This window comes from Prevotella sp. P5-108 (genome assembly GCF_002251385.1).
Taxonomy (GTDB): domain Bacteria; phylum Bacteroidota; class Bacteroidia; order Bacteroidales; family Bacteroidaceae; genus Prevotella.
Map to the genome: position 1 here is coordinate 65,187 of NZ_NPJJ01000038.1, position 21,475 is coordinate 86,661.

The window sequence follows — 21,475 nt, forward strand, 5'->3', positions numbered from 1 at the left end:
ACAGCCCTTGTCGCGGTTCTTGTAAAGCATTGATATAGCGATTGTTGAGGCTGCGATGTCGCCGTGCTGATGACTTTTGTAGGCTCGTATCATAAGTCACGTGAGCCCGTATCGTATGTCACGCGGTCACGTGACAATTGGCACGTGCTCACGTATCATTTGATACGAGCCGACGACGATGGTCAGTGGTCTGCCCATGATGGTCAGTGGGTCGCAGACGGTGGTCTGTGTACCCATCTATGGCCACTGGGCGATGGCGTAAGCATGGAGGCTGTCGGCCAAATCGCCCCTTTCTGGCTCGAGTTTAGTCATAATAAATATAAATATGTGTGATTTTGCCTCCGGCGTTGTCGGAAAATCAATAATTATTTGTAATTTTGCATCTTAATAGCAACATGCTGATACGACAGATGAGTAATAGCTCTACCGAACACATATTGACACAAACCATCGATGCCCTTGCCGACCCCTCTTCGTTAGAGGGGCTTATCTGTGGGCGCTCATTTCCCTCGTGGCCCGTCCTCGAAGAGATCGTCCAGTTGGCAAGAGCGGTTATATTTCCAGGCTACTACGGCAAATCATCGGTCGACCCCAATACCTTACGCTTCCATATCGGTGTCACTGTCGAACAGTTGCACCACCTGCTCGAACAGCAGATACGTGACGTGCTCTGCGCAGCGCGCCCCGATGATGCCGTGTCGGCTCTGCGGCGTGAGGCCAAGGACAAGGCTATGCAGCTGATAGCGCGTCTGCCTGAGTTGCGCCGCCGGCTTGCCACCGATGTCGACGCCGCCTATCTGGGTGACCCTGCCGCCAAGAGCTTTGCCGAGATTATCAGCTGCTATCCCACCATCAAGGCCCTGTCCAACTATCGTATAGCGCATGAGCTATACCTCCTTGGCGTTCCCCTCATCCCCAGGATGATGACAGAGATGGCCCACTCGGAGACCGGCATCGACATTCACCCTGGCGCCACGATTGGCGACCACTTCGCCATAGACCATGGCACGGGTGTGGTAATCGGCGAGACCTGCCGCATAGGCCGCAACGTGAAGCTCTATCAGGGAGTGACGCTGGGCGCCCGCAGTTTCCCCCTCGATGACCAGGGCAACCCCATCAAGGGTATCGACCGCCATCCCATCCTCGAAGACAACGTGGTGGTCTACGCCAATGCCACCATCCTGGGTCGCATCACTATCGGCGAAGGCTGTGTGGTGGGCGCCAATACTTGGGTGATGCACGACATGGCCCCTCAGACAAGCAAATACATAAAGAACAAAGACGATAATAACAATGGAATTTGAACTCATCGCCAAAACCTTCATGGGCCTGGAGCCCATTTTGGCACAAGAGCTGACCCAATTGGGTGCTAACAACGTACAGATAGGACGCCGCATGGTGTCGTTTACCGGCGACAAGGAGCTGATGTATCGCGCCAACTTCCAGCTGCACACCGCCATCCGTATCCTCAAAACCATCAAACACTTCAAGGCCCGCTCTGCCGAGGACGTCTATGAGGCCGTAAAGCAGATAGAATGGCAGAAGTATATCCTTGATGGCAAGACTTTCGCCGTTGACTCGGTGGTCTACTCAGAGGAATTCCGCAACTCCCGCTTCGTAACCTATAAGGTCAAGGATGCCATTGTCGACCAGTTCAGAGAACAGACCGGCAACCGCCCCAACATCTCTGTGACCAACCCTGATATCCGTCTGCATATCCATATCGCCGAAGACAACGCAACCCTCTGCCTCGACTCGAGCGGCGAGTCTCTGCACCGCCGTGGCTACCGTCAGGAGAGCGTAGAGGCACCTCTGAACGAGGTGTTGGCAGCCGGCATGATACTCATGACAGGCTGGAAGGGCGAGTGTGACTTCATAGACCCCATGTGTGGGTCGGGCACGCTGCTGGTCGAGGCTGCACTGATAGCCCGCAACATCAGCCCTGGTGTCTTCCGCAAGGAGTTTGCCTTTGAGAAGTGGCCCGACTTCGACGCCGACCTCTTCGACAACATCTACAATGACGACTCTCTCGAGCGCGAGTTCGAACACCACATCTATGGTTATGATGTGGATATGAAGGCGGTAAACACCGCGCGTCTGAACGTGCGTGCCGCCGGACTCACCAAGGACATCACCATAGAGAATGCCGACTTCAAGAACTTCACCAACCCTGCCAACAAGAGCATCATGGTGACCAATCCTCCTTACGGCGAACGCATCTCTACCCCCAACCTGCTCGCCACCTACAAGATGATAGGCGAGCGTCTCAAGCACCAGTTCATGGGCAATGAGGCTTGGGTGCTCTCTTACCGCGAGGAATGCTTCGACCAGATAGGTCTGAAGCCCTCTATCAAGATACCCGTCTACAACGGCAGTCTGGAGTGCGAGTTCCGCAAGTATGCCATCTTCGACGGCAAGATGCGCGACTTCCGCTCTGAGGGCGGTGTGGTGAAGACTGAAGACGAGAAGCGCGAGATGGCACAGAAGCACCGCTTCCGCAAGGAGCGTGAGTTCAAGCGCCGTCTGGACGAGCATGAGGAAAACGAGGAAGGCGACATCCGCTCATTCAAGTTCCACTCGTTTGACGACAAGCAGCGTCCTGCCCGTCGTGGCAAGGACGACCGCTTCGGCGACCGTCAGGACCGTCCCCGTCCCCGCCTCACCGACAACGACCGTCGTGGCAAGGACAGCCGTGGCGGCAAGGGCGGCAGCAAGGGTGGCAAGCGCAATCCCTTCAAGACATACGACGCCGAGACAGAAGATTAATCATCAGGACAGCAGTCAGGGTGCTTCCATCCCTATGCACCGCAACGGGGGAGGCACCGGGGCTGTCAGTATAATATATATATAATAAGGTAGAGGTCATGAATATCAAGACATCATTCATCGCTATGGCAGCAATGTTATCAATGGGCGTGCAGGCACAGACCGCACAGCAGGTAGGTATGGTCAAGGAGCAGACAGGCGACAAGGGACTCACCCTTGAAGACATCAACTTTGGCGGCAGAAACTTCCACAACATGCGTGTGCAGAACCGCTGGTGCACCTGGTGGGGCAACCAGCTGGTGCGTCAGGATGCCGAGGCCTGCTTCATCGTAGACAAAAAGAGCGGCAAGGAGCGCCGTCTCTTTGCCATCAATGAGGTAAACCAGTGGGCTGGTCCCACCAAGAGCCGCAAGGTACACTCGCTCTACAACGCGCAGTTCCCCTATGCCGACAAGAGCATCGTGGTCATCCGCGAAGGACACACGATATACACCTTTGACTTCAAGAAGAAGGCACTGCTCAGCGAGCGCCAGATAGATGGCGATATCCTCGAGACCTGTGCTGCCAGCGAGGCTGTGGCATATCTCAAGGACGACAACCTCTATGTGCAGCGCGGCGTGAAGGAGTGGCAGCTCTCTGCCGACGGTTCGCGCAACATCGTCTACGGACAGAGCGTACACCGCGATGAGTTTGGCATACACAAGGGCACCTTCTGGAGTCCCGACGGTACGCGTCTGGCCTTCTACCGCATGGACCAGTCGATGGTGACCGACTATCCCCAGGTCAACATCCCTGAAATCAACTTCAACCACCCCGAGACCGAGAGCTGCATAGCCACCGCCGCTCCCGACAAGTATCCCATGACCGGCGAGACTTCTCACAAGGTGACCGTGGGAGTCTTTGACCTCAACACCGGCAAAACCGTCTATCTCAAAGCCGGCGACCCCACTGACCGCTACTTCACCAACATCGCCTGGAGCGCCGACGGCAGCAAGGTCTATATGTTTGAACTCAACCGCGACCAGAACGACAGCCGTCTCACCTGTTACGACGCACAGACAGGCGAAAAGAGCGGCGAGCTCTATCGTGAGACCGACGAGAAATACGTAGAGCCGCAGAACCCCATCATGTTCCTGCCTTGGGACAGTTCCACCTTTATCATGCAGAGCCGTTGCGACGGTTACAACCACCTCTACCTCTGCTCCATCGGCAAGCATGGCAGTCGTATGGCTGGCAATACCGAGTCGGTAGACATCAAGCCCCTCACCCAGGGCGAGTGGGAAGTGTTTGAGGTGGTAGGCTTCAACGCCCGTCGCAAGAGTGTCATCATCACCGGCAATGCCCTCAGTCCTATCCAGAAGAACGTGTTCATGGTAGACTGTGTTACCGGCAAGCGCACCCTCATCGACGCCAATGGCGAGGGCTGGCACAGTGCCCAGATAAGCAGTGACGGTCAGTACCTCTATGACTCTTACACTACACCTGACACCCCTCGCAATATCGCCATCATCAATGTAGACAACGGCAAGAAGCTCGACTACTTCTCTGCCCCCGACCCCTGGAAGGGTTATCGCGTGCCCGAGTACAGTTGTGGTACGGTGAAGGCAGCTGATGGTACCACCGACCTCTACTGGCGTATGGTCAAGCCCACAGGCTTCGACCCCGCCAAGAAGTATCCCGCCATCGTCTATGTCTATGGCGGTCCCCACGCCCACAATGTCGAAGCAAGCTGGCACTATGGCAGCCGCAGTTGGGAGACATATATGGCCGACAAGGGCTATCTGCTCTACATCCTCGACAATCGCGGCAGCGAGCATCGTGGCAAAGCCTTTGAGCAGGTTACGTTCCGCCAGTTGGGTCAGGAAGAGATGAAAGACCAGATGAAAGGTGTGGAATATCTGAAGAGCCTTCCCTATGTCGATGGAGACAAAATCGGCGTTCACGGATGGAGCTTCGGCGGATTTATGACCATCTCGCTGATGACCAATTACCCCGACGTGTTCAAGGTAGGCGTGGCCGGTGGTCCCGTCATCGACTGGCACTGGTACGAGGTGATGTATGGCGAGCGCTACATGGACACCCCGCAGACTAACCCTGAAGGCTACAAGAAGACATCGCTGCTCTACAAGGCCAAGGACCTCAAGGGCAAGCTCCAGATTATCACCGGCTACAACGACCCTACCGTCTTGCCTCAGCACTGCCTCACCTTTCTCAAGGCATGTATCGCCGCCGGCACCCAGCCCGACTTCTTTGCCTATCCCGGTGAACCCCACAACATGCGCGGTCATCAGAGTACCCATCTCCATGAGCGCATCAGTCAGTACTTCTTTGACTATCTCAAGTAAAGACATAAACCTATAATTCATATACAGTCATGAAGATATTATTGTTAGGAAGCGGCGGCCGCGAACACGCCTTGGCCTGGAAAATCGCTCAAAGCGAGAAAGTGGAGAACCTCTTTATCGCTCCCGGAAACGCCGGTACGGCCGGTGTGGGGCAGAATGTGGCTATCAAGGCCGATGATTTTGAGTCGCTCAAGCAGTTTGTCGCCGACAACGGTGTGGATATGGTTGTGGTAGGCCCCGAAGACCCGCTGGTCAAGGGCATCTACGACGACTTCAAGGCCGACGAGCGTACTGCCGGTGTGCCCGTGATAGGTCCCTCCAAGGCCGGTGCCGTGCTCGAGGGCAGCAAGGACTTTGCCAAGCAGTTTATGAAGCGCCACAATATCCCCACGGCACGCTACGAGACCTTCGACGGTACCACCCTTGATGAAGGCTTGAAGTTTCTCGAAACCCTCAAGGCTCCCTACGTGCTCAAGGCCGACGGACTTTGTGCCGGCAAGGGTGTGCTCATCCTCCCCACGCTCGACGAAGCCAAGAAAGAGCTGCGCGAGATGCTCGGCGGTATGTTCGGTAATGCCTCTGCGCGTGTGGTCATCGAAGAATTCCTCAGCGGTATCGAGTGCTCTGTGTTTGTGCTTACCGACGGCAAGAACTATAAGGTCCTGCCCGAGGCCAAGGACTACAAGCGTATCGGCGAGGGCGATACCGGTCTGAATACTGGCGGTATGGGCAGTGTTACGCCCGTTCCCTTTGCCACCGAGGCATGGATGAAGAAGGTGGAAGACCGCATCATCCGTCCTACAGTCGATGGCCTCGCCGAGGAAGGTATCGACTACAAAGGCTTCATCTTCTTCGGACTCATCAATGTCGATGGCGAGCCTATGGTGATAGAATACAACTGCCGTATGGGTGACCCCGAGACCGAGAGCGTCATGCTGAGGCTGAAGAGCGACATCGTAGACCTCTTTGAGGGCGTTGCCGAGGGCAATCTGGCTGAGCGCAAGATTGAGTTTGATCCTCGCGCTGCCGTGTGCATCATGCTCGTCAGCGGCGGATACCCCGAGCACTACGAGAAAGGTTATCCCATCAGCGGTATCGACAGCGTGCAGGGCAGTATCGTCTTCCATAGCGGTACGGCAGTCAAAGACGGCGAGGTGGTCACTGCCGGTGGCCGCGTGATAGCAGTCTCGTCGTACGGCAAAGACCGTGAAGAAGCCCTCCGCAAGAGTTTCGGCGAAGCCCAGAAGATACAGTTCAAGGACAAGTACTTCAGAAGCGACATCGGTCAGGACCTCAAGTGACACAAGCATAACCCCCAGGCTCTCTGCCGTGACCTGCGGCAGGGAGCAGACAAGAGTAACGAATGAAACGGATACAGAACAGATTAGCCGAAAGCCGATATGCGCTGCCCTTCGTGGCAGTGGTAGCCGTGGCGGTATACCTGACAGCCGGGCTCTTTACCCACAATCTGTGGGCGGAGTTCGGCATGCTTATTCTCGCCACCTACCTCATGGTGCTGATGAACAACCATCACGCCCTCATACGCATCTATAGCCGTATGGTTTCCTGTGCGTTTCTCGTGTTCAGCATGACGACGCTCTTCCTGTTCCCCCACATCCAGAGTGGCGTCGCGGCTTTGGGGTTTGCCACCTTCTACACGCTCCTCTTCCATTCCTATCAGGACAAGCAGGCCACGGGCATTGTCTTCTATGCCTTTGTCTGTCTGGGAGTGGTCTCCATGATATGGATGCGTGTGCTCTGGCTGTTGCCGGTGCTATGGATATTGCTCGCCACCAAGATGCTGGCTTTCAGCAGTCGCACTCTGCTGGCGTCACTCATGGGGCTGACGCTCCCTTATTGGCTTGTGGGTTGCTATCTGGTCTATACCCACAGACTGACAGAGCATACAGACTATCTGCTGACGATTGCGAGCGTCGACGCGTTGGCCGGATTCGCCTCCCTCCCGCTCATGGTCACCCTGACCATCATCTTTGTGCTGCTGATGGGTGTGCTGGGAATGTGCCATTATCTCCATACGAGTTACAATGACCGTATCAGCACCCGTATGATTTATGAGTTCCTGGTTATCATGCAGATTGTGCTGAGTGTGTTTATCGTCCTGCAGCCCCAGAGCTATGCTGCGCTGCTCCCGTTGCTCATCGTCAACACCTCGCCGCTGATTGCCCATTTCCTGGCGCTCAGCCACACCAAAACCAGTAATGTCACTTTCCTTGTCATCGCCGCCGCCAGTGTGGCGTTAATCCTTTGCAACTTAGTATTATGTTGATAGATTTCGGCTATTGGGGCATGCTGCTGTCCTCGTTCCTTGCTGGAAGTGTCTTCCCCTTCTCCAGTGAAGCCATCATGTTGGGCTTGCTGGCGGCAGGCCTTAATCCGGTCTATCTGATTATCTATGCCACGATAGGCAATGTAGCTGGCTCCATGTTCAATTACGGCGTAGGCCGTATGGGTAAGATGGAGTGGATAGAGAAGTACCTCCACATCAAGAAGGAGAAGGTGGAACGGGCGCAGAGGTTCCTTTCCGGCCACGGCGCATGGCTTGGCGTCTTCTCGTTTCTGCCTGTATTGGGCAGCGCCATCAGCGTGGCATTGGGATTGATGAAGGCCAATCTCTGCATTACATTTACCAGCATCACCCTGGGCAAGTTGATACGCTACATAGCCCTTGCCGCAGGCGCTTCATTAGTAATATGACATATTATGCGAATCCCTACATCTCTTTTATTCCTTGCGGGCGTAGTGCTATTGGGTTCTTGCAGCATGAAAAGTGCTGAAGACACGCGCTCCATCATTGTCAGTATCGAGCCTTTGCGCTATTTCACCGAGCAGATAGCCGGCGACAGGTTTGTCGTCAAGTCGATGGTGCCCAAGGGCAGCAACCCCGAGACCTACGAGCCCACCGCGCGCCAGATGATAGACCTCTCCAAGAGCGACATGTATATTAAGGTAGGGCAGATAGGCTTTGAGCGTGCCTGGATGAAGAAACTTGAGAAGAACGCGCCCCATACCATCGTCATCGACTCTTCCCAGGGGATAGAGATGGCCACGACCATGCACGGACATCCCGACCCTCACACCTGGATGAGCACCCAGAACGCTGTGATCATCGCCCGCAACATCTACCGTGCCCTCGCGGCGGTAGACACCAAGGACAGCCTCTACTTCAAGGCCAACCTTGAGAACCTCGTCAGCCGTATCAACATCCTCGATACCCATATCCGCGAGCAGATTACCCGCGACAAGTCCACAGCCTTCCTTGTCTACCACCCATCACTCACTTATTTCGCCCGAGACTACCGTCTGCGCCAGATACCCATTGAAGAGGATGGACGCGAACCCTCTGTGTCGCAGTTGATGGCCACCATCAAGGTAGCCAAGGACAACCAGGTGAAGTGCCTCTTTCTCCAGAAGGAGTTTGCCAACCGCAATACGCGCATCGTAGCCCGTGAGACCGGCGCTACGGTCATCACCATCAATCCCCTCAGTTATAACTGGGAAGACGAGATGCTCCTCACCGCCAAGCGGTTGAAGTAGCCGCTCGCCCCAATCATCCACAGCTATCACATCCACAACCATGAGTCCCATTATCACCCTCGACAACATCAGCGCCAGTTATGACGGCAAGTCTGTATTGGAGCATGTCTCTCTCCAGATTTACCCTCACGACTATCTGGCTGTCATCGGTCCCAACGGCGGCGGCAAGACCACGCTCATGCGTGTCATCCTCGGACTCAAGAAACCCGATGCCGGACGCGTGACTTTCTTCCGCGACGGCGAGGCTGTCGACCACCTCGGCATAGGCTATCTCCCCCAGTACAGTCAGATAGACCGTCATTTCCCCATCTCCGTCTACGACATTGTAGCCTCTGGTCTGAAGACCCGCCACTGGTGGCAGCGCCGCCTCGATGCCCATCAGCGTCGCCAGATTGACGACACCCTCTCCCGCCTTGAACTCGGCGACTTGGCCAGTCATCATGTAGGCCAGCTCTCTGGTGGCCAGCTTCAGCGCGTGTTGCTGGCGCGTGCTGTCGTCTCCAACCCCGAGGTGCTTATCCTTGACGAGCCCAACACCTACATCGACAAGCGCTTTCAGGAGCAGATGTACCAGACCCTTGCCGAACTCAACCGCTCCTGCGCCATCGTCATCGTGAGCCACGACATTGCCACCGTGATTGACAATGCCCGCCATGTGGCGTGTGTCAACCACACTCTCCACTACCATGATACCGTTTCGATGCCCCATGAGAGAATCGAAGAGCATTTCCTCAATATTTGACCTATCTGTGACCATGTCTGTCACGCGGAAATGTAAAAACTGATTAAAAAGAACACATCCTTTTCATTTTCTTTATCATTACTGCACTTTCTTGCACGAAAAGCAGTAACTTTGCAAGTATATATAGGCCCGAAATTATTAATAATTACATAATAACAATGAAACAGTACAAAATTGTGGACAATATTCTCGGCTGGTTTACATTCCTTGTGGCAGCTGTAGTCTATTGTTCTACCATTGAGCCGACTGCCTCGTTCTGGGACTGTCCGGAGTTTATCACCACCGGCTACAAGATGGAGATAGGCCATCCACCTGGGGCACCATTCTTCATGCTCACCGCCAACCTCTTCACCCAGTTTGTAAGCGACCCGTCTATGGTGGCCCGCATGGTCAACACCATGAGTGCGCTGCTCAGCGCCACCACCATTCTCTTCCTTTTCTGGAGTATCACCCACCTTACGCGCAGGCTGATAATCAAGGACTGGAGCAATATGACCACCAGCCGCATGATAGCCATCGAGGCTTCTGGTCTGGTAGGTGCGCTTATCTATACCTTCAGTGATACCTTCTGGTTCTCTGCAGTCGAGGGCGAGGTCTACGCTTATTCTTCCGCCTTCACCGCCATTGTGTTCTGGCTTATCCTCAAGTGGGAAGACCACGCCGATGAGCCCCACTCCGACCGTTGGCTTGTGCTGATAACCTATATGACCGGCTTGAGCATCGGCGTACACCTGCTCAACCTGCTGTGTATTCCCGCCATCGTGCTGGTGTTCACCTACCGCAAGTTCCCCAATGTCGAGCTCAAAGGTTCGCTTATTGCCCTCGCCATCTCATTTGTCCTGGTGGCAGCAGTGCTTTACGGCGTCGTGCCTGGCATCATCACCGTGGGCGGATGGTTTGAGTTGCTGTTTGTCAACGTGCTTGGCTGTCCGTTCAATACCGGCGAGATTATCTATCTGATACTCCTTGTGGGCACCGTGATATGGGCCATCTACGAGACCTATACCAACCATCACCCCAAGCTCCAGAATGTGGCATTCCTGCTCTCTGTGGCATTGTTGGGCATCCCCTTCTACGGTTTCGGCATCAAGGCAGCCGTGACCGGAGCCATCGTGCTCGCCATCCTGTGGTTTGTGCTCAACTACAAGCGTAAGGGCAGTACCGGCAAGGCCGTGCATCTCGTGTCATCGCGTATCAAGAACACCGCGCTGCTCTGCATGCTGATGCTCATGATAGGCTACTCGAGCTACGCGCTCATCGTCATCCGCTCGGCAGCCAATCCTCCTATGGACCAGAACTCTCCTGAGGACATCTTCACCCTCGGCAGCTATCTCAGCCGCGACCAGTATGGCGACAGCCCGCTGCTCTACGGCCAGGCTTACACCTCTGAGGTGGCTCTCGACGAGAAAGACGGCATGTGTGTGCCCCGTATGAAGACGGGCGCGCCCATCTACAGCCGTAAGGAGAAGAGCAGTGAAGACGAGAAGGACTCCTACTTCATTGTCAATACCAAAGACCGCTATGTCTATGCCCAGAATATGGTTTTCCCACGTATGCACGACCGTGCCCATGCCCAGGAGTATGAAGACTGGATGGGTGGCGTTCAGGGCGATATCGTCAACTACGACCGCTGTGGCCAACCCGTGCAGGTTAAGGTCCCCTCGCAGTGGGATAACCTCAAGTTCTTCTTTTCTTACCAGTGTAACTTCATGTATTGGCGTTATTTCATGTGGAACTTTGCCGGTCGTCAGAACGATATTCAGGGCCACGGCGCTCTTGAAAAGGGTAACTGGATTACTGGTTTCAAATGGTTTGACAACTGGCGTCTCGGCAATCAGGACAACCTGCCCGACGACCTGAAGAACAACAAAGGACACAACGTATTCTACTGTCTGCCCCTCCTTATTGGTATCATCGGACTCTTCTGGCAGCTCTTCCGCGGACGCCGGGGCGAGCGCCAGTTCTGGGTAGTGGCATTCCTGTTCTTCATGACCGGTCTCGCCATCGTCATCTATCTCAACCAGACTCCCGGACAGCCCCGTGAGCGCGACTATGCTTATGCCGGCTCGTTCTATGCCTTCGCCATCTGGTGTGGTATGGGCGTCGCTGCCATCATCGACATGATTGCGCGCCGTTTCAAGAAGGAGAGCGTCATCATCAGCAGCGTTGTAGGTGCCGTGTGTCTGCTCATCCCCGTGCAGATGGCCAGCCAGACCTGGGACGACCACGACCGCAGTGGCCGATACACCTGCCGCGATTTCGGACAGAACTACCTCAACACCCTGCAGGACAAGGGCAACCCCATCATCTTTACCAATGGTGACAACGATACCTTCCCACTCTGGTACAACCAGGATGTAGAGGGTGTGCGTACCGATGCGCGCGTCTGCAACCTCAGTTATCTTGCTACCGACTGGTATATCGACCAGATGCGCCGTCCCGCCTACACCTCTCCTTCACTCCCCATCACCTGGAACCGTCTCCAGTACTGTATCGGTACCAACGACTATGTCGAAGTGCGTCCCGAGCTCAAGGAGCAGGTGCTTAAGTTCTATGAGCAGGACAAGGAAGAGGCTGTCAAGACCTTCGGCGAGAACCCCTTCGAGCTGAAGAACATCATGCAGCATTGGGTTCTGAGCAACGACCCCACCACCCACGTCATCCCCACCGACACCGTCTATGTCACCATCGACAAGGACGCCGTGCGCCGTAGCGGCATGATGATGGTCTCTGACTCTATCCCCGACCGGATGGTCATCTCGCTCAAGGGCAAGCGCGCGCTCTACAAGAACGACCTCATGATGCTCGAGATGGTGGCCAACAGCCAGTGGACACGTCCTATCTATGTTGCCATGACCGTGGGCGAAGACAACTACATGAACCTTGGCGACAACTTCATCCAGGAGGGCTTGGCTTACCGTATCTCTCCATTCACCACCAAGGACGGCAATAACTTCGACACCGAGACAACATATAATAATGTAATGAACCGCTACAAGTTTGGCGGTCTCGAGAAGCCCGGCATCTATCTCGACGAGACAGTTCGCCGCATGTGCTACACCCATCGACAGCTTATGGCTACCCTTGCGCTCAAACTTATCACCGAGGGCAAGACCGACAAGGCAGCCAAGGTGCTTGCCAAGGCCGAGAAGTATCTTCCCACCTACAACCTGCCCCTGCGCTATATCGGCGGAGGCGGCGACATCGCCAGGGCGTATGCCCTCCTCGGTGCCAAGGCGAAGGCCAAGAAGATTATCAACGACCTCTGGCGCGACGCCACCCAGTACATGTCGTGGTATGTTACCCTCAACGACGCCAACTTCCACCAGTACTACAACGAGTGTCTCACCCAGCTCTATATCATGCAGCAGATAGTCGATGTGACCGAACTCGTGGACAGCAAGCTCGCCAAGGAGCAGCTCCGTCAGCTCAACGTGCTCTACACCATCTACCGCAACCGTGGTGGTGTTGACCCCAATGCCGAAGGATAGTCATGTTTATCGAGCAACCCTCTACGTTTCTGCGCTGGCTTTACCCTAAAGCCGTGTGGAGAATGAACTCTCACGAGAAGGCCGTCTATCTCACGTTCGACGACGGCCCTCTCCCGGAGACCACACCCTTTATTCTCGACACGCTGAGGGAGTTCGGAGTGCGCGCCACCTTCTTTATGGTGGGCGAGAACGTGTTGCGACACCATGACCTGTACAACCGCATCGTTGAGGAGGGCCACCAGGTGGGCAACCACACCTTCAACCACCTGGGTTCGTTCAAGCACATGAGCATTACCTATGCCCTCAATGTCATCAAGGCCAACGAGCTCATCCACGCCCATCTCTTCAGACCGCCCCACGGCTGGATGCGGCCCACGGTCTATTGGTGGGTAAACCGCAAGTATCGCATCATCATGTGGGATGTCGTCACCCGCGACTATTCCAAGTGGATAACAGCCGAGGACGTGCTCAACAATGTCAAGCGATATACCCGCAACGGGTCTATCATTACCTTTCACGATTCGCTTAAGAGCATCGACAAGTTGCATTATGCCTTGCCCGAAGCTCTGAGATGGTTAAAAGAACAAGGATATGAATTCCGAGTTTTCAAATAAGTTAAAAGCCGAGGCCCGCAGTCTCGGCTTTTTTGCTTGTGGCATAGCCCAGGCGCGCCCCGTCGACGATGGCTACGCCCGCCGCTTCCTTCGCCGCGTGAGCAGTCGCACTTTCGCCGATATGGAGTATATGTACCGTCATGTCGACCTGCGCCTCGACCCACGGCTGCTTGTCCCTGGCGTGCAGAGCATTGTGAGTCTGGCGCTGCCCTATGCCCCCGCTGTCGAGGTGCCTCGCGACGAGCTTCATCTGGCTGCCTACGCGCTTGGCAAAGACTATCACGACGTGATGCGCCAGCGCATGCAGCTCCTCGTAGCCCGTCTTGGCATCACCGGGGGCTACCGGTGCTTTGTCGACACAGCCCCTGTGCTCGAGCAGTATTGGGCGCAGCAGAGTGGGATAGGGTGGATAGGCCGCAACCAGCAGCTCATCATCCCCCACGCCGGCAGCCAGTTCTTTCTCGGAGAGATATTCCTCGACATTCCCCTCGACTACGACGAGCCCATGGCCTCACGCTGTGGCACCTGCGACCGTTGTCTGCAGGCTTGTCCTACCCACGCCATCCATCTCGACGACGACGGCGAGGCTACGATGGACGCCTGTCGCTGTCTCAGTTATCAGACCATCGAAAATCGTGGTCCCCTCTCCGACGAGGCATCCCGTGCGCTCGGCAACTGCTTCTATGGCTGCGACCGCTGCCAGCAAGCCTGCCCCTGGAACCGTTTCGCGCAGCCCACTGATGTGCCCGAGTTCCAGCCCTCACAAGAGTTGATGGCGATGACCACCGCAGACTGGCAGCAGCTGACCGAAGACGACTATCGCCGGCTCTTCAAGGGCAGCGCCGTGAAGCGCGCCAAGTATGCCGGCATCATCCGCAATATCGCCGCAGCCACTGCCGACGACTGACCGCACCATCCACCCTTTCGCCCTGTTCATGCCTGATATCCTCCCGTTCCGCGCCGTCCCGATGGTGCCCGTGCCCATCTGCACCGAGATGGCATAAAAGTTGGATGCGAAGCGTGAAATGGTGAAATCAAACTTTGCAATGTGCAAATCAGAGTGGGAAATACAGAAATCAAACCACGAAATCAGGATTTTCGCCATCTCCTGGTTTTATGCCGTCATCGACCGCATGATGGTGACGGTGAGCACCAGTCAGAGGGCAACCCCTGATGGGCTGGGCAGAGTGGCGCGATGGGCGTCTGTCGTGGCTCACTCTCGCCGCAGCGATGCCTTGGCGCCCACATTAAGTGCGCCGTCTTCATAATAAATCGGCATATTCTGCGTTTATATGATATAGTCATACAAGTACAAACAAGTCAGCCGCCTCGAGGCTCAGCCTGCGCCCTTTTCGCCCCGCACAGCCAGGCCAAGAGCCCGTGGAGAAATGGGGCGGGCATGGCTGCTCCCGACAGATATATGGAACATACATCCTACAAGCATATCCTCAAATACACCAGCGTGTTTGGCACCATCCAGGGACTCAATATCCTGGTGGCGATGATACGCAACAAGCTCGTGGCGGTAATCCTCGGCCCTGGGGGCATGGGCCTTATCGCCCTCTTCAACTCCACCCTCAAGCTGGTGGGCGACTCTACCAACATGGGTGTGCCCACGAGCGGTGTGAAGACCATCGCCGAGGCTTATGAGAGCACCGACCGCCGCAGGTTGGAAGAGAGCGTGTGCCTGATACGCTCCTGGAGCGTGATGGTGGCGCTGCTGGGTATGCTCGTGTGCGTGATGGCAGCTCCGTTTATCGACAGTTTCTCCTTCAACTGGGGTGCCCACACCCTCCACTACCTGTTGCTCTCGCCCACGGTGGCGCTCATGGCACTCACCGGAGGCGAGATGGCAGTGCTCAAGGCCGTCAGACAGTTGGGCTCGTTGGCTCGCATCTCGGTTTACAATGTCTTTGCCGTGCTGGTGGTCACCATTCCCCTCTATTACCTCTATGGCGAGACCGCCATCGTGCCCTCGCTCTTCCTTGCAGCCCTCATACAGGCTGTGCTGACCCTCTGGCGTTCATGCCGTCTCTTCCCCCTGCGCCTCTCCTTCAGCCGCCGCTTTCTCAGCCGTGGCAACGGCATGCTCAAACTGGGGCTTTCGTTTGTCGTAGTCGGCATGATGGGCAGCGGCATGGAGTTTGCCATCCGCTCATTCCTCAATGTGGCGGGCTCGCTCAACACCGTGGGCCTCTACAATGCAGGCTACATGATGACGATGACCTATGGCGGCATGGTGTTCTCGGCCATGGAGACCGACTACTATCCCCGCCTCTCTGCCGTCGGTGGCACGGGGGCTACCCTCAACAGCTGCGTGAACCGCCAGATAGAGGTGTCGCTGCTCATCATGGCGCCCCTGCTCGTGGCGATGATGTTCGCCCTGCCCGTGCTGCTCCCCCTGCTCTTCAGTGGCAAGTTCCTGCCCGTGATTGGCATGATGCAGTTCTCGGTGATGGCCCTCTTCCTGCGCGCAGTCAAACTGCCTGTCGCCTATATCCCCTTGGGACGAGGCGATTCGCGGTCGTTCATGTTTATGGAGGGCGTCTATGTGGTGATGATACTACCCTTGATGTATGTCTGCTTTGGCTGCTGGGGGCTCACCGGTACCGGTGTGGCGCTGTTCATCGGTGCTGTGCTCGACACCGTGCTGCTGATGGCCTACAACCGTTGGCGCTACGGCTACCGTCCCGATGGTCGGGTGGCTGTATGTGTGGCTATGCAGCTGCCGGCAGTCATTGCCGCCTATGCCGTGGTGACTCTCGCCACGGGGTGGGTCTACTGGGTGGCCGCCATAGCGCTGGCCCTCGCCAGTCTTGTCGTCTCGCTCTGGCTCTTGCGCCGCCGCAACCGTCAGGACCACAATCAGGGAGGACGGCAGTGATGGTCAGACCTGTATGCTCCGTAATCGTGGCTGTGTACAACGGCGCCGCCTTTCTGCCCCAGTGCCTTGACTCGCTCATGGCGCAGACACTCGATGGGGTAGAGGTGATAGTGGCCGATGACGCTTCGACCGACACTACGCCCGAGGTGCTGGCTGACTATGCCGCCCGCTATGACACTATCCGCACCCTGCGACTCGACGAAAACCACGGCCAGGCCTATGCCCGCAACCAGGCGCTGAAGTTGGCGCAGGGCGACTATATCTGCTTCCTCGATGCCGACGACTGGTACGATCGTGACGCCCTGAGACAGGCTGTCGATGTGTTCAGCCGCCATGCGCATACCGACTGCGTGCTCTTTGATGTGGTGCAGTGGTTTGACGACCAACATCAGCAGCGCATCCCCCTGCCGCAGTTTGAGGTGATGAGCGGCTACGAAGCCTTCAGTGAGAGTCTGTCGTGGGCCATCCACGGAGTCTATATGGCGCGCCGCGCTCTCTACGACCGCTATCCCTACGACGACAGTTGCCGCGCCTATAGCGACGACAATACCACCCGGCTGCACTACTACATCTCGCGCGAGGTGAGACCCTGTGGCGGGCTCTACTACTACCGTCAGCACGAGGCGTCGGTGACCCACAAGGCAGGCCTCCGTCATTTTGACTATCTGCGCGCCAACGAGAGCATGCGCCGACAGCTGATAGACCTGGCCGTAGGCGACGACGTGCTGCGCCGCTATGAGAACCAGCGCTGGTTGGTGCTCGTCGACTGCTGGCGCTTCTATTTCATCCACCGCCAGCATATGACTCCCCATGACCGTAGGGCTGCTCGGGCAGAGATGAAGCGCGTGTGGAAGACCATAGATACCACCACACTGGAACCCCGCAACAAGTGGAAACTGGGCTATATGCCCCTGCGCCCCTCGTGGCGTCTCTTCTGCCTTCAGGAAGAACTCTATTTCACGCTCAAACGCTGGCTGCGACGGCTCTGACAGCTGCTCTGCCGGGCATGGAGACAGGGGCGAACTTACCATTTGTCACAAAAAGTGTGTGTCTTAATGAAAAAAAAGTTAACCTCTACCAAAAAATGCCGCTACTCAGGGCGTTTCTTGATTATAAATGGTTATCTTTGCAGTGGAAATGATCTGAGAAATGACACTCGTAATAGTTGTCATATTGCTAATCGCCTATGTGCTAATTGCCACGGAACTCCTGACAAAAGTCAATAAGGCTGCTGTTGCTGTATTTGCAGGAACGGTGGGTTGGATATTGTACATCTGCTACGGCACCGACTTCGTGATGAGTCAGCACCCTAATGATTATTTCGACTTCTTGAGTGGCGCCGTTCCCACAAGCAGTGTCGTCAAGGAGTATATCGCCCAGGATGTCTTTCTCAAATACGTTGGCCGCGGAGCAGAGATAGTGCTCTTTCTGCTGGCCACGATGACCATTGTAGAGATACTTCACAATAATGGTTGCTTCGACTTCGTCTCCCAGTTGCTGAAGACCCGTCGCAGCCGCCGACTGTTGTGGGCACTGTCGATAATCACCTTCATCATTTCAGCCAACCTGGACAACCTCACCACCACGGTGATGATGCTCACGGTGATGCGCAGGGTGGTGCCCCAGTTGCGCATGCGCCTCTATTTCGGCGCGGCCATAGTGCTGGCAGCCAACTGTGGCGGAGCACTCACCGTAATCGGCGACCCCACAGGTCTCTTCCTCTGGAACATGGGCCACGTTACCCCCACCGCCTATTCGTCGGCGATGGCGTTGCCCTGCCTCACGGCTTGGCTGCTGCCCACCTGGTGGATAGGCAGAAGCCTGCCCGAAACGACTGAGACCGAATGGGTGACGATGCCCTACCGTGGCGACGACACCCGTCTGAATATATGGCAGCGGCTGCTGATGCTCTTTGTGGGTATCGGCGGTCTGTGGTTTATCCCCACCTTCCACCGTATCACCAAACTGAGCCCTTTCCTCGGCGCCTTCTGCGTGCTGGCGGTGCTGTGGGTAGTCAATGAAATCTTCAACAGGCGTCTGATAGACACTGACGAGATGATGCAGCGTCGTGTGCCTCGTGTGCTGCAGTATGGAGTGATACAGATGATGCTCTACATCATGGGTATCATGCTGGCAGTGGGCGTGGTACAGGAGACGGGAGCCGTGGGCTGGCTCGTGGCACAGCTCGACAACTACGTGGGAGCCACCTGGGTGGCTGGCACGCTGGCTGCGGCGCTGAGCACGGTGCTCGACAGCTTCACTTCGGCACTTACCTTCTTCACCATCGGCAAGAGCAACGGGCTCAACTCAGACTATTGGAGCATGATAGCCTATTCGACCGCCGTGGGTGGCAACATCCTCTGTGTGGGGTCGCTGAGCGGAGTGGCATTCCTCAAGACCGAGAACGCCAGGGTGGGGTGGTATATCTCCAATGTAGGCTGGAAAGCCTTCGTAGGCGCAGCCTTGGGGCTGGCGGTCATGATAGTGATGTAGAACGAAATAGAAACAACAATATAGATTATGGCAAAAATTAAAACAATCGGAATCCTTACATCTGGAGGCGACGCCCCCGGAATGAACGCTGCCATCAGAGCGGTAACCCGTTCGGGTATCTGTAACGGTTTTAATATCAAAGGTATCTATCGTGGTTATGATGGACTGATCAATGACGAGGTGGTTGACTTCACTACCGAGAACGTGAGTGGTATCATCATGTCGGGCGGTACGATACTCAAAACTGCCCGCTCCAAGGAATTCATGACTCCTGAAGGCAAAGCCAAGGCCTATGAGACCCTGCAGAAAGAGGGCATCGACGCCCTGGTGGTGATAGGCGGTAACGGTTCGCTCACCGGCGCTATGGATTTTGCACGCGCATACGATGTGTGCTGTGTGGGTCTGCCCGGTACCATCGACAACGACCTCTACGGCACCGACTCGACTATAGGTTACGACACCACGATGAACACCATCGTAGAGTGCGTGGACCGCATCCGCGACACAGCGCAAAGCCATGAGCGCATCTTCTTCATCGAGGTTATGGGACGCGATGCCGGCTTCCTGGCACAGAACAGCGCCATCGCCTCGGGGGCCGAGGCTGCCATCATCCCTGAAGACTCTACCGACGTAGACCAGTTGGCACAGTTCATGGAGCGTGGTATCCGCAAGTCAAAGCGTTCGTGCATCGTCATCGTCTCTGAGAGTCCCAAGTGTGGCGCCCTCTACTATGCCGAGCGTGTGCGCAACGAGTTCCCCCAGTATGATGTGCGCGTTTCCATCCTCGGCCATCTACAGCGTGGCGGTCGCCCCTCTGCCCACGACCGTATCCTCGCTTCGCGTACCGGTGTGGGTGCCATCCAGGCTATCATGCAGGGTCAGCGCAACGTGATGGTTGGCGTGCGCAACAATGAGATTGTCTATGTGCCGCTGTCGGAAGCCATCCGCTCTGACAAGCCTTTCGACAAGTCGCTCATCAAGGTGCTCGACGAATTGAGTATATAATATAATAATGTAGAACATATTAACACAATCAGCTTATGTCACAGATAAATGGACGCATCTCGCAGATTATCGGCCCGGTTATCGACGTATACTTCGATACCCACGGCGAGGATCCGGAGAAGGTGCTCCCAAAGATTTATGAGGCGCTCACAGTGAAACGCCCCAATGGTGAAGACCTCATCATCGAGGTCCAGCAACATATCGGTGAAGATACTGTACGCTGTGTGGCTATGGACAATACCGACGGACTGCAGCGCGGCTTGGATGTCGTGGCTACGGGAAGTCCTATCACCATGCCTGCCGGCGACCAGATCAAGGGCCGTATGATGAATGTTATCGGTAAGCCTATCGACGGTATGGAGAAACTCGACATGCAGGGCGCTTATCCTATCCACCGCGAGGCTCCGAAGTTTGACGAACTGTCTACCCACAAAGAGATGCTGGCTACCGGTATCAAGGTTATCGACCTGCTCGAACCCTACATGAAGGGTGGTAAAATCGGACTCTTCGGAGGTGCCGGTGTAGGTAAGACAGTGCTTATCATGGAGCTTATCAACAACATCGCCAAAGGCCACAACGGCTACTCTGTGTTTGCCGGAGTGGGAGAGCGTACGCGTGAGGGTAATGACCTGCTGCGCGATATGCTCGAAAGTGGTGTAATCAAGTATGGAGAAGCCTTCAACAAGGCCATGGAAGAGGGCAAATGGGACCTCTCGCTGGTTGACAAGGAAGAGCTGGCAAAGAGTCAGGCTACCCTTGTCTATGGACAGATGAACGAGCCGCCTGGGGCACGTGCCTCTGTGGCACTCTCGGGTCTTACTGTGGCCGAAGAGTTCCGCGACCATGGTGGCAAGGACGGCGAAGCTGCCGACATCATGTTCTTCATCGACAACATCTTCCGCTTTACTCAGGCAGGTTCTGAGGTTTCGGCTCTCTTGGGCCGTATGCCTTCGGCAGTGGGCTATCAGCCTACGCTGGCAAGCGAAATGGGTGCGATGCAGGAACGCATTACATCGACCAAGAACGGTTCTATCACCTCTGTACAGGCCGTCTATGTGCCTGCCGATGACTTGACCGACCCCGCTCCAGCCACTACTTTCTCTCACCTCGATGCTACAACCGAGCTGTCGCGTAAGATAGCCGAGCTGGGTATCTATCCCGCCGTTGACCCGCTGGGCAGTACCTCGCGTATCCTCGACCCGCTGATTGTGGGCAAGGAACACTATGACTGCGCACAGCGTGTAAAGCAGTTGCTTCAGCGTTATAACGAGTTGCAGGATATCATCGCCATCCTCGGTATGGACGAGCTTTCCGATGAAGACAAGCTCACCGTTAACCGCGCCCGTCGTGTACAGCGCTTCCTCTCACAACCCTTCGCTGTGGCAGAGCAGTTTACCGGTCTGCCAGGCGTGATGGTGCCCATCGAAGAGACCATTAAGGGTTTCAATGCCATCCTTAATGGCGAGGTAGATGACCTGCCCGAGCAGGCGTTCCTCAATGTGGGAACTATCGAGGATGCCAAGGAGAAGGCCAAGAAACTCCTGGCTGCGGCTAATGTATAAGATGTGATTAATAACAAG

General features: G+C 55.8%; 16 protein-coding genes and 1 pseudogene. All 17 read left to right on the forward strand.

Annotated features, from left to right (window positions below; all coding sequences use genetic code 11):
* Window positions 1-410: 410 nt before the first annotated feature.
* Entirely contained in the window at window positions 411-1,304 is an 894-nt protein-coding gene (gene epsC / locus CIK95_RS07545; protein WP_094388068.1) for a serine O-acetyltransferase EpsC, read from the forward strand.
* Entirely contained in the window at window positions 1,294-2,766 is a 1,473-nt protein-coding gene (locus tag CIK95_RS07550) for a class I SAM-dependent RNA methyltransferase (RefSeq protein WP_094466683.1), read from the forward strand. The genes epsC and CIK95_RS07550 overlap by 11 nt, the downstream gene beginning before the upstream one ends.
* A 98-nt stretch (window positions 2,767-2,864) precedes the next feature.
* The gene (locus CIK95_RS07555) at window positions 2,865-5,111 is read left to right on the forward strand and encodes a DPP IV N-terminal domain-containing protein (protein ID WP_094466684.1); all 2,247 of its coding nucleotides are present in this window, start codon (window positions 2,865-2,867) and stop codon (window positions 5,109-5,111) included.
* 29 nt (window positions 5,112-5,140) lie between these two features.
* Entirely contained in the window at window positions 5,141-6,412 is a 1,272-nt protein-coding gene (gene purD, locus CIK95_RS07560; RefSeq protein ID WP_094466685.1) for a phosphoribosylamine--glycine ligase, read from the forward strand.
* 62 nt (window positions 6,413-6,474) lie between these two features.
* The gene (locus CIK95_RS07565) at window positions 6,475-7,398 is read left to right on the forward strand and encodes a hypothetical protein (protein WP_094466686.1); all 924 of its coding nucleotides are present in this window, start codon (window positions 6,475-6,477) and stop codon (window positions 7,396-7,398) included.
* On the forward strand, window positions 7,392-7,826 hold the full coding sequence (locus CIK95_RS07570; RefSeq protein ID WP_094385079.1) for a YqaA family protein: 435 nt from the start codon (window positions 7,392-7,394) through the stop codon (window positions 7,824-7,826). Before CIK95_RS07565 ends, CIK95_RS07570 begins: the two co-directional genes overlap by 7 nt.
* A 66-nt stretch (window positions 7,827-7,892) precedes the next feature.
* Window positions 7,893-8,666, forward strand: coding sequence for a metal ABC transporter solute-binding protein, Zn/Mn family (locus CIK95_RS07575; protein ID WP_254046441.1), 774 nt, complete (start codon window positions 7,893-7,895; stop codon window positions 8,664-8,666).
* 40 nt (window positions 8,667-8,706) lie between these two features.
* Window positions 8,707-9,408 carry a metal ABC transporter ATP-binding protein gene (locus CIK95_RS07580; protein WP_022311590.1) on the forward strand — a complete coding sequence of 234 codons (702 nt, stop codon included), beginning with the start codon at window positions 8,707-8,709 and terminating at the stop codon, window positions 9,406-9,408.
* A 293-nt stretch (window positions 9,409-9,701) separates the two neighbouring features.
* Window positions 9,702-10,142, forward strand: a pseudogene (locus CIK95_RS13640) (DUF2723 domain-containing protein); the annotation flags it as partial.
* Between the two features lie 2,759 nt (window positions 10,143-12,901).
* On the forward strand, window positions 12,902-13,513 hold the full coding sequence (locus tag CIK95_RS07590; protein WP_094385086.1) for a polysaccharide deacetylase family protein: 612 nt from the start codon (window positions 12,902-12,904) through the stop codon (window positions 13,511-13,513).
* Window positions 13,491-14,420, forward strand: a complete 930-nt coding sequence (queG, locus tag CIK95_RS07595) for a tRNA epoxyqueuosine(34) reductase QueG (protein ID WP_094466689.1) — start codon at window positions 13,491-13,493, stop codon at window positions 14,418-14,420. The genes CIK95_RS07590 and queG overlap by 23 nt, the downstream gene beginning before the upstream one ends.
* A 139-nt stretch (window positions 14,421-14,559) precedes the next feature.
* Window positions 14,560-14,781: a hypothetical protein gene (locus tag CIK95_RS07600; protein WP_144007776.1), complete on the forward strand. Its 222-nt coding sequence runs from the start codon at window positions 14,560-14,562 to the stop codon at window positions 14,779-14,781.
* Between the two features lie 152 nt (window positions 14,782-14,933).
* Entirely contained in the window at window positions 14,934-16,397 is a 1,464-nt protein-coding gene (locus CIK95_RS07605; RefSeq protein WP_094466690.1) for an oligosaccharide flippase family protein, read from the forward strand.
* On the forward strand, window positions 16,397-17,386 hold the full coding sequence (locus tag CIK95_RS07610; protein ID WP_094422857.1) for a glycosyltransferase family 2 protein: 990 nt from the start codon (window positions 16,397-16,399) through the stop codon (window positions 17,384-17,386). The genes CIK95_RS07605 and CIK95_RS07610 overlap by 1 nt, the downstream gene beginning before the upstream one ends.
* Before the next feature lie 160 nt (window positions 17,387-17,546).
* Window positions 17,547-18,890 carry an SLC13 family permease gene (locus CIK95_RS07615; RefSeq protein WP_022311583.1) on the forward strand — a complete coding sequence of 448 codons (1,344 nt, stop codon included), beginning with the start codon at window positions 17,547-17,549 and terminating at the stop codon, window positions 18,888-18,890.
* Window positions 18,891-18,917: 27 nt separating this feature from the next.
* Entirely contained in the window at window positions 18,918-19,895 is a 978-nt protein-coding gene (gene pfkA / locus CIK95_RS07620) for a 6-phosphofructokinase (protein ID WP_022311582.1), read from the forward strand.
* Window positions 19,896-19,930: 35 nt separating this feature from the next.
* Window positions 19,931-21,457, forward strand: coding sequence for a F0F1 ATP synthase subunit beta (atpD, locus tag CIK95_RS07625; RefSeq protein ID WP_022311581.1), 1,527 nt, complete (start codon window positions 19,931-19,933; stop codon window positions 21,455-21,457).
* Window positions 21,458-21,475: the final 18 nt, after the last annotated feature.

Coding starts and splice junctions, on each gene's coding strand:
- CIK95_RS07610 (WP_094422857.1), top strand. CDS start 16,397: ATGGTCAGACCTGTATGCTCCGTAATCGTGGCTGTGTACAACGGCGCC.
- CIK95_RS07590 (WP_094385086.1), top strand. CDS start 12,902: ATGTTTATCGAGCAACCCTCTACGTTTCTGCGCTGGCTTTACCCTAAA.
- pfkA (WP_022311582.1), top strand. CDS start 18,918: ATGGCAAAAATTAAAACAATCGGAATCCTTACATCTGGAGGCGACGCC.
- CIK95_RS07605 (WP_094466690.1), top strand. CDS start 14,934: ATGGAACATACATCCTACAAGCATATCCTCAAATACACCAGCGTGTTT.
- purD (WP_094466685.1), top strand. CDS start 5,141: ATGAAGATATTATTGTTAGGAAGCGGCGGCCGCGAACACGCCTTGGCC.
- CIK95_RS07555 (WP_094466684.1), top strand. CDS start 2,865: ATGAATATCAAGACATCATTCATCGCTATGGCAGCAATGTTATCAATG.
- CIK95_RS07580 (WP_022311590.1), top strand. CDS start 8,707: ATGAGTCCCATTATCACCCTCGACAACATCAGCGCCAGTTATGACGGC.
- epsC (WP_094388068.1), top strand. CDS start 411: ATGAGTAATAGCTCTACCGAACACATATTGACACAAACCATCGATGCC.
- CIK95_RS07550 (WP_094466683.1), top strand. CDS start 1,294: ATGGAATTTGAACTCATCGCCAAAACCTTCATGGGCCTGGAGCCCATT.
- CIK95_RS07575 (WP_254046441.1), top strand. CDS start 7,893: ATGAAAAGTGCTGAAGACACGCGCTCCATCATTGTCAGTATCGAGCCT.
- CIK95_RS07565 (WP_094466686.1), top strand. CDS start 6,475: ATGAAACGGATACAGAACAGATTAGCCGAAAGCCGATATGCGCTGCCC.
- CIK95_RS07615 (WP_022311583.1), top strand. CDS start 17,547: ATGACACTCGTAATAGTTGTCATATTGCTAATCGCCTATGTGCTAATT.
- CIK95_RS07600 (WP_144007776.1), top strand. CDS start 14,560: ATGTGCAAATCAGAGTGGGAAATACAGAAATCAAACCACGAAATCAGG.
- queG (WP_094466689.1), top strand. CDS start 13,491: ATGAATTCCGAGTTTTCAAATAAGTTAAAAGCCGAGGCCCGCAGTCTC.
- atpD (WP_022311581.1), top strand. CDS start 19,931: ATGTCACAGATAAATGGACGCATCTCGCAGATTATCGGCCCGGTTATC.
- CIK95_RS07570 (WP_094385079.1), top strand. CDS start 7,392: ATGTTGATAGATTTCGGCTATTGGGGCATGCTGCTGTCCTCGTTCCTT.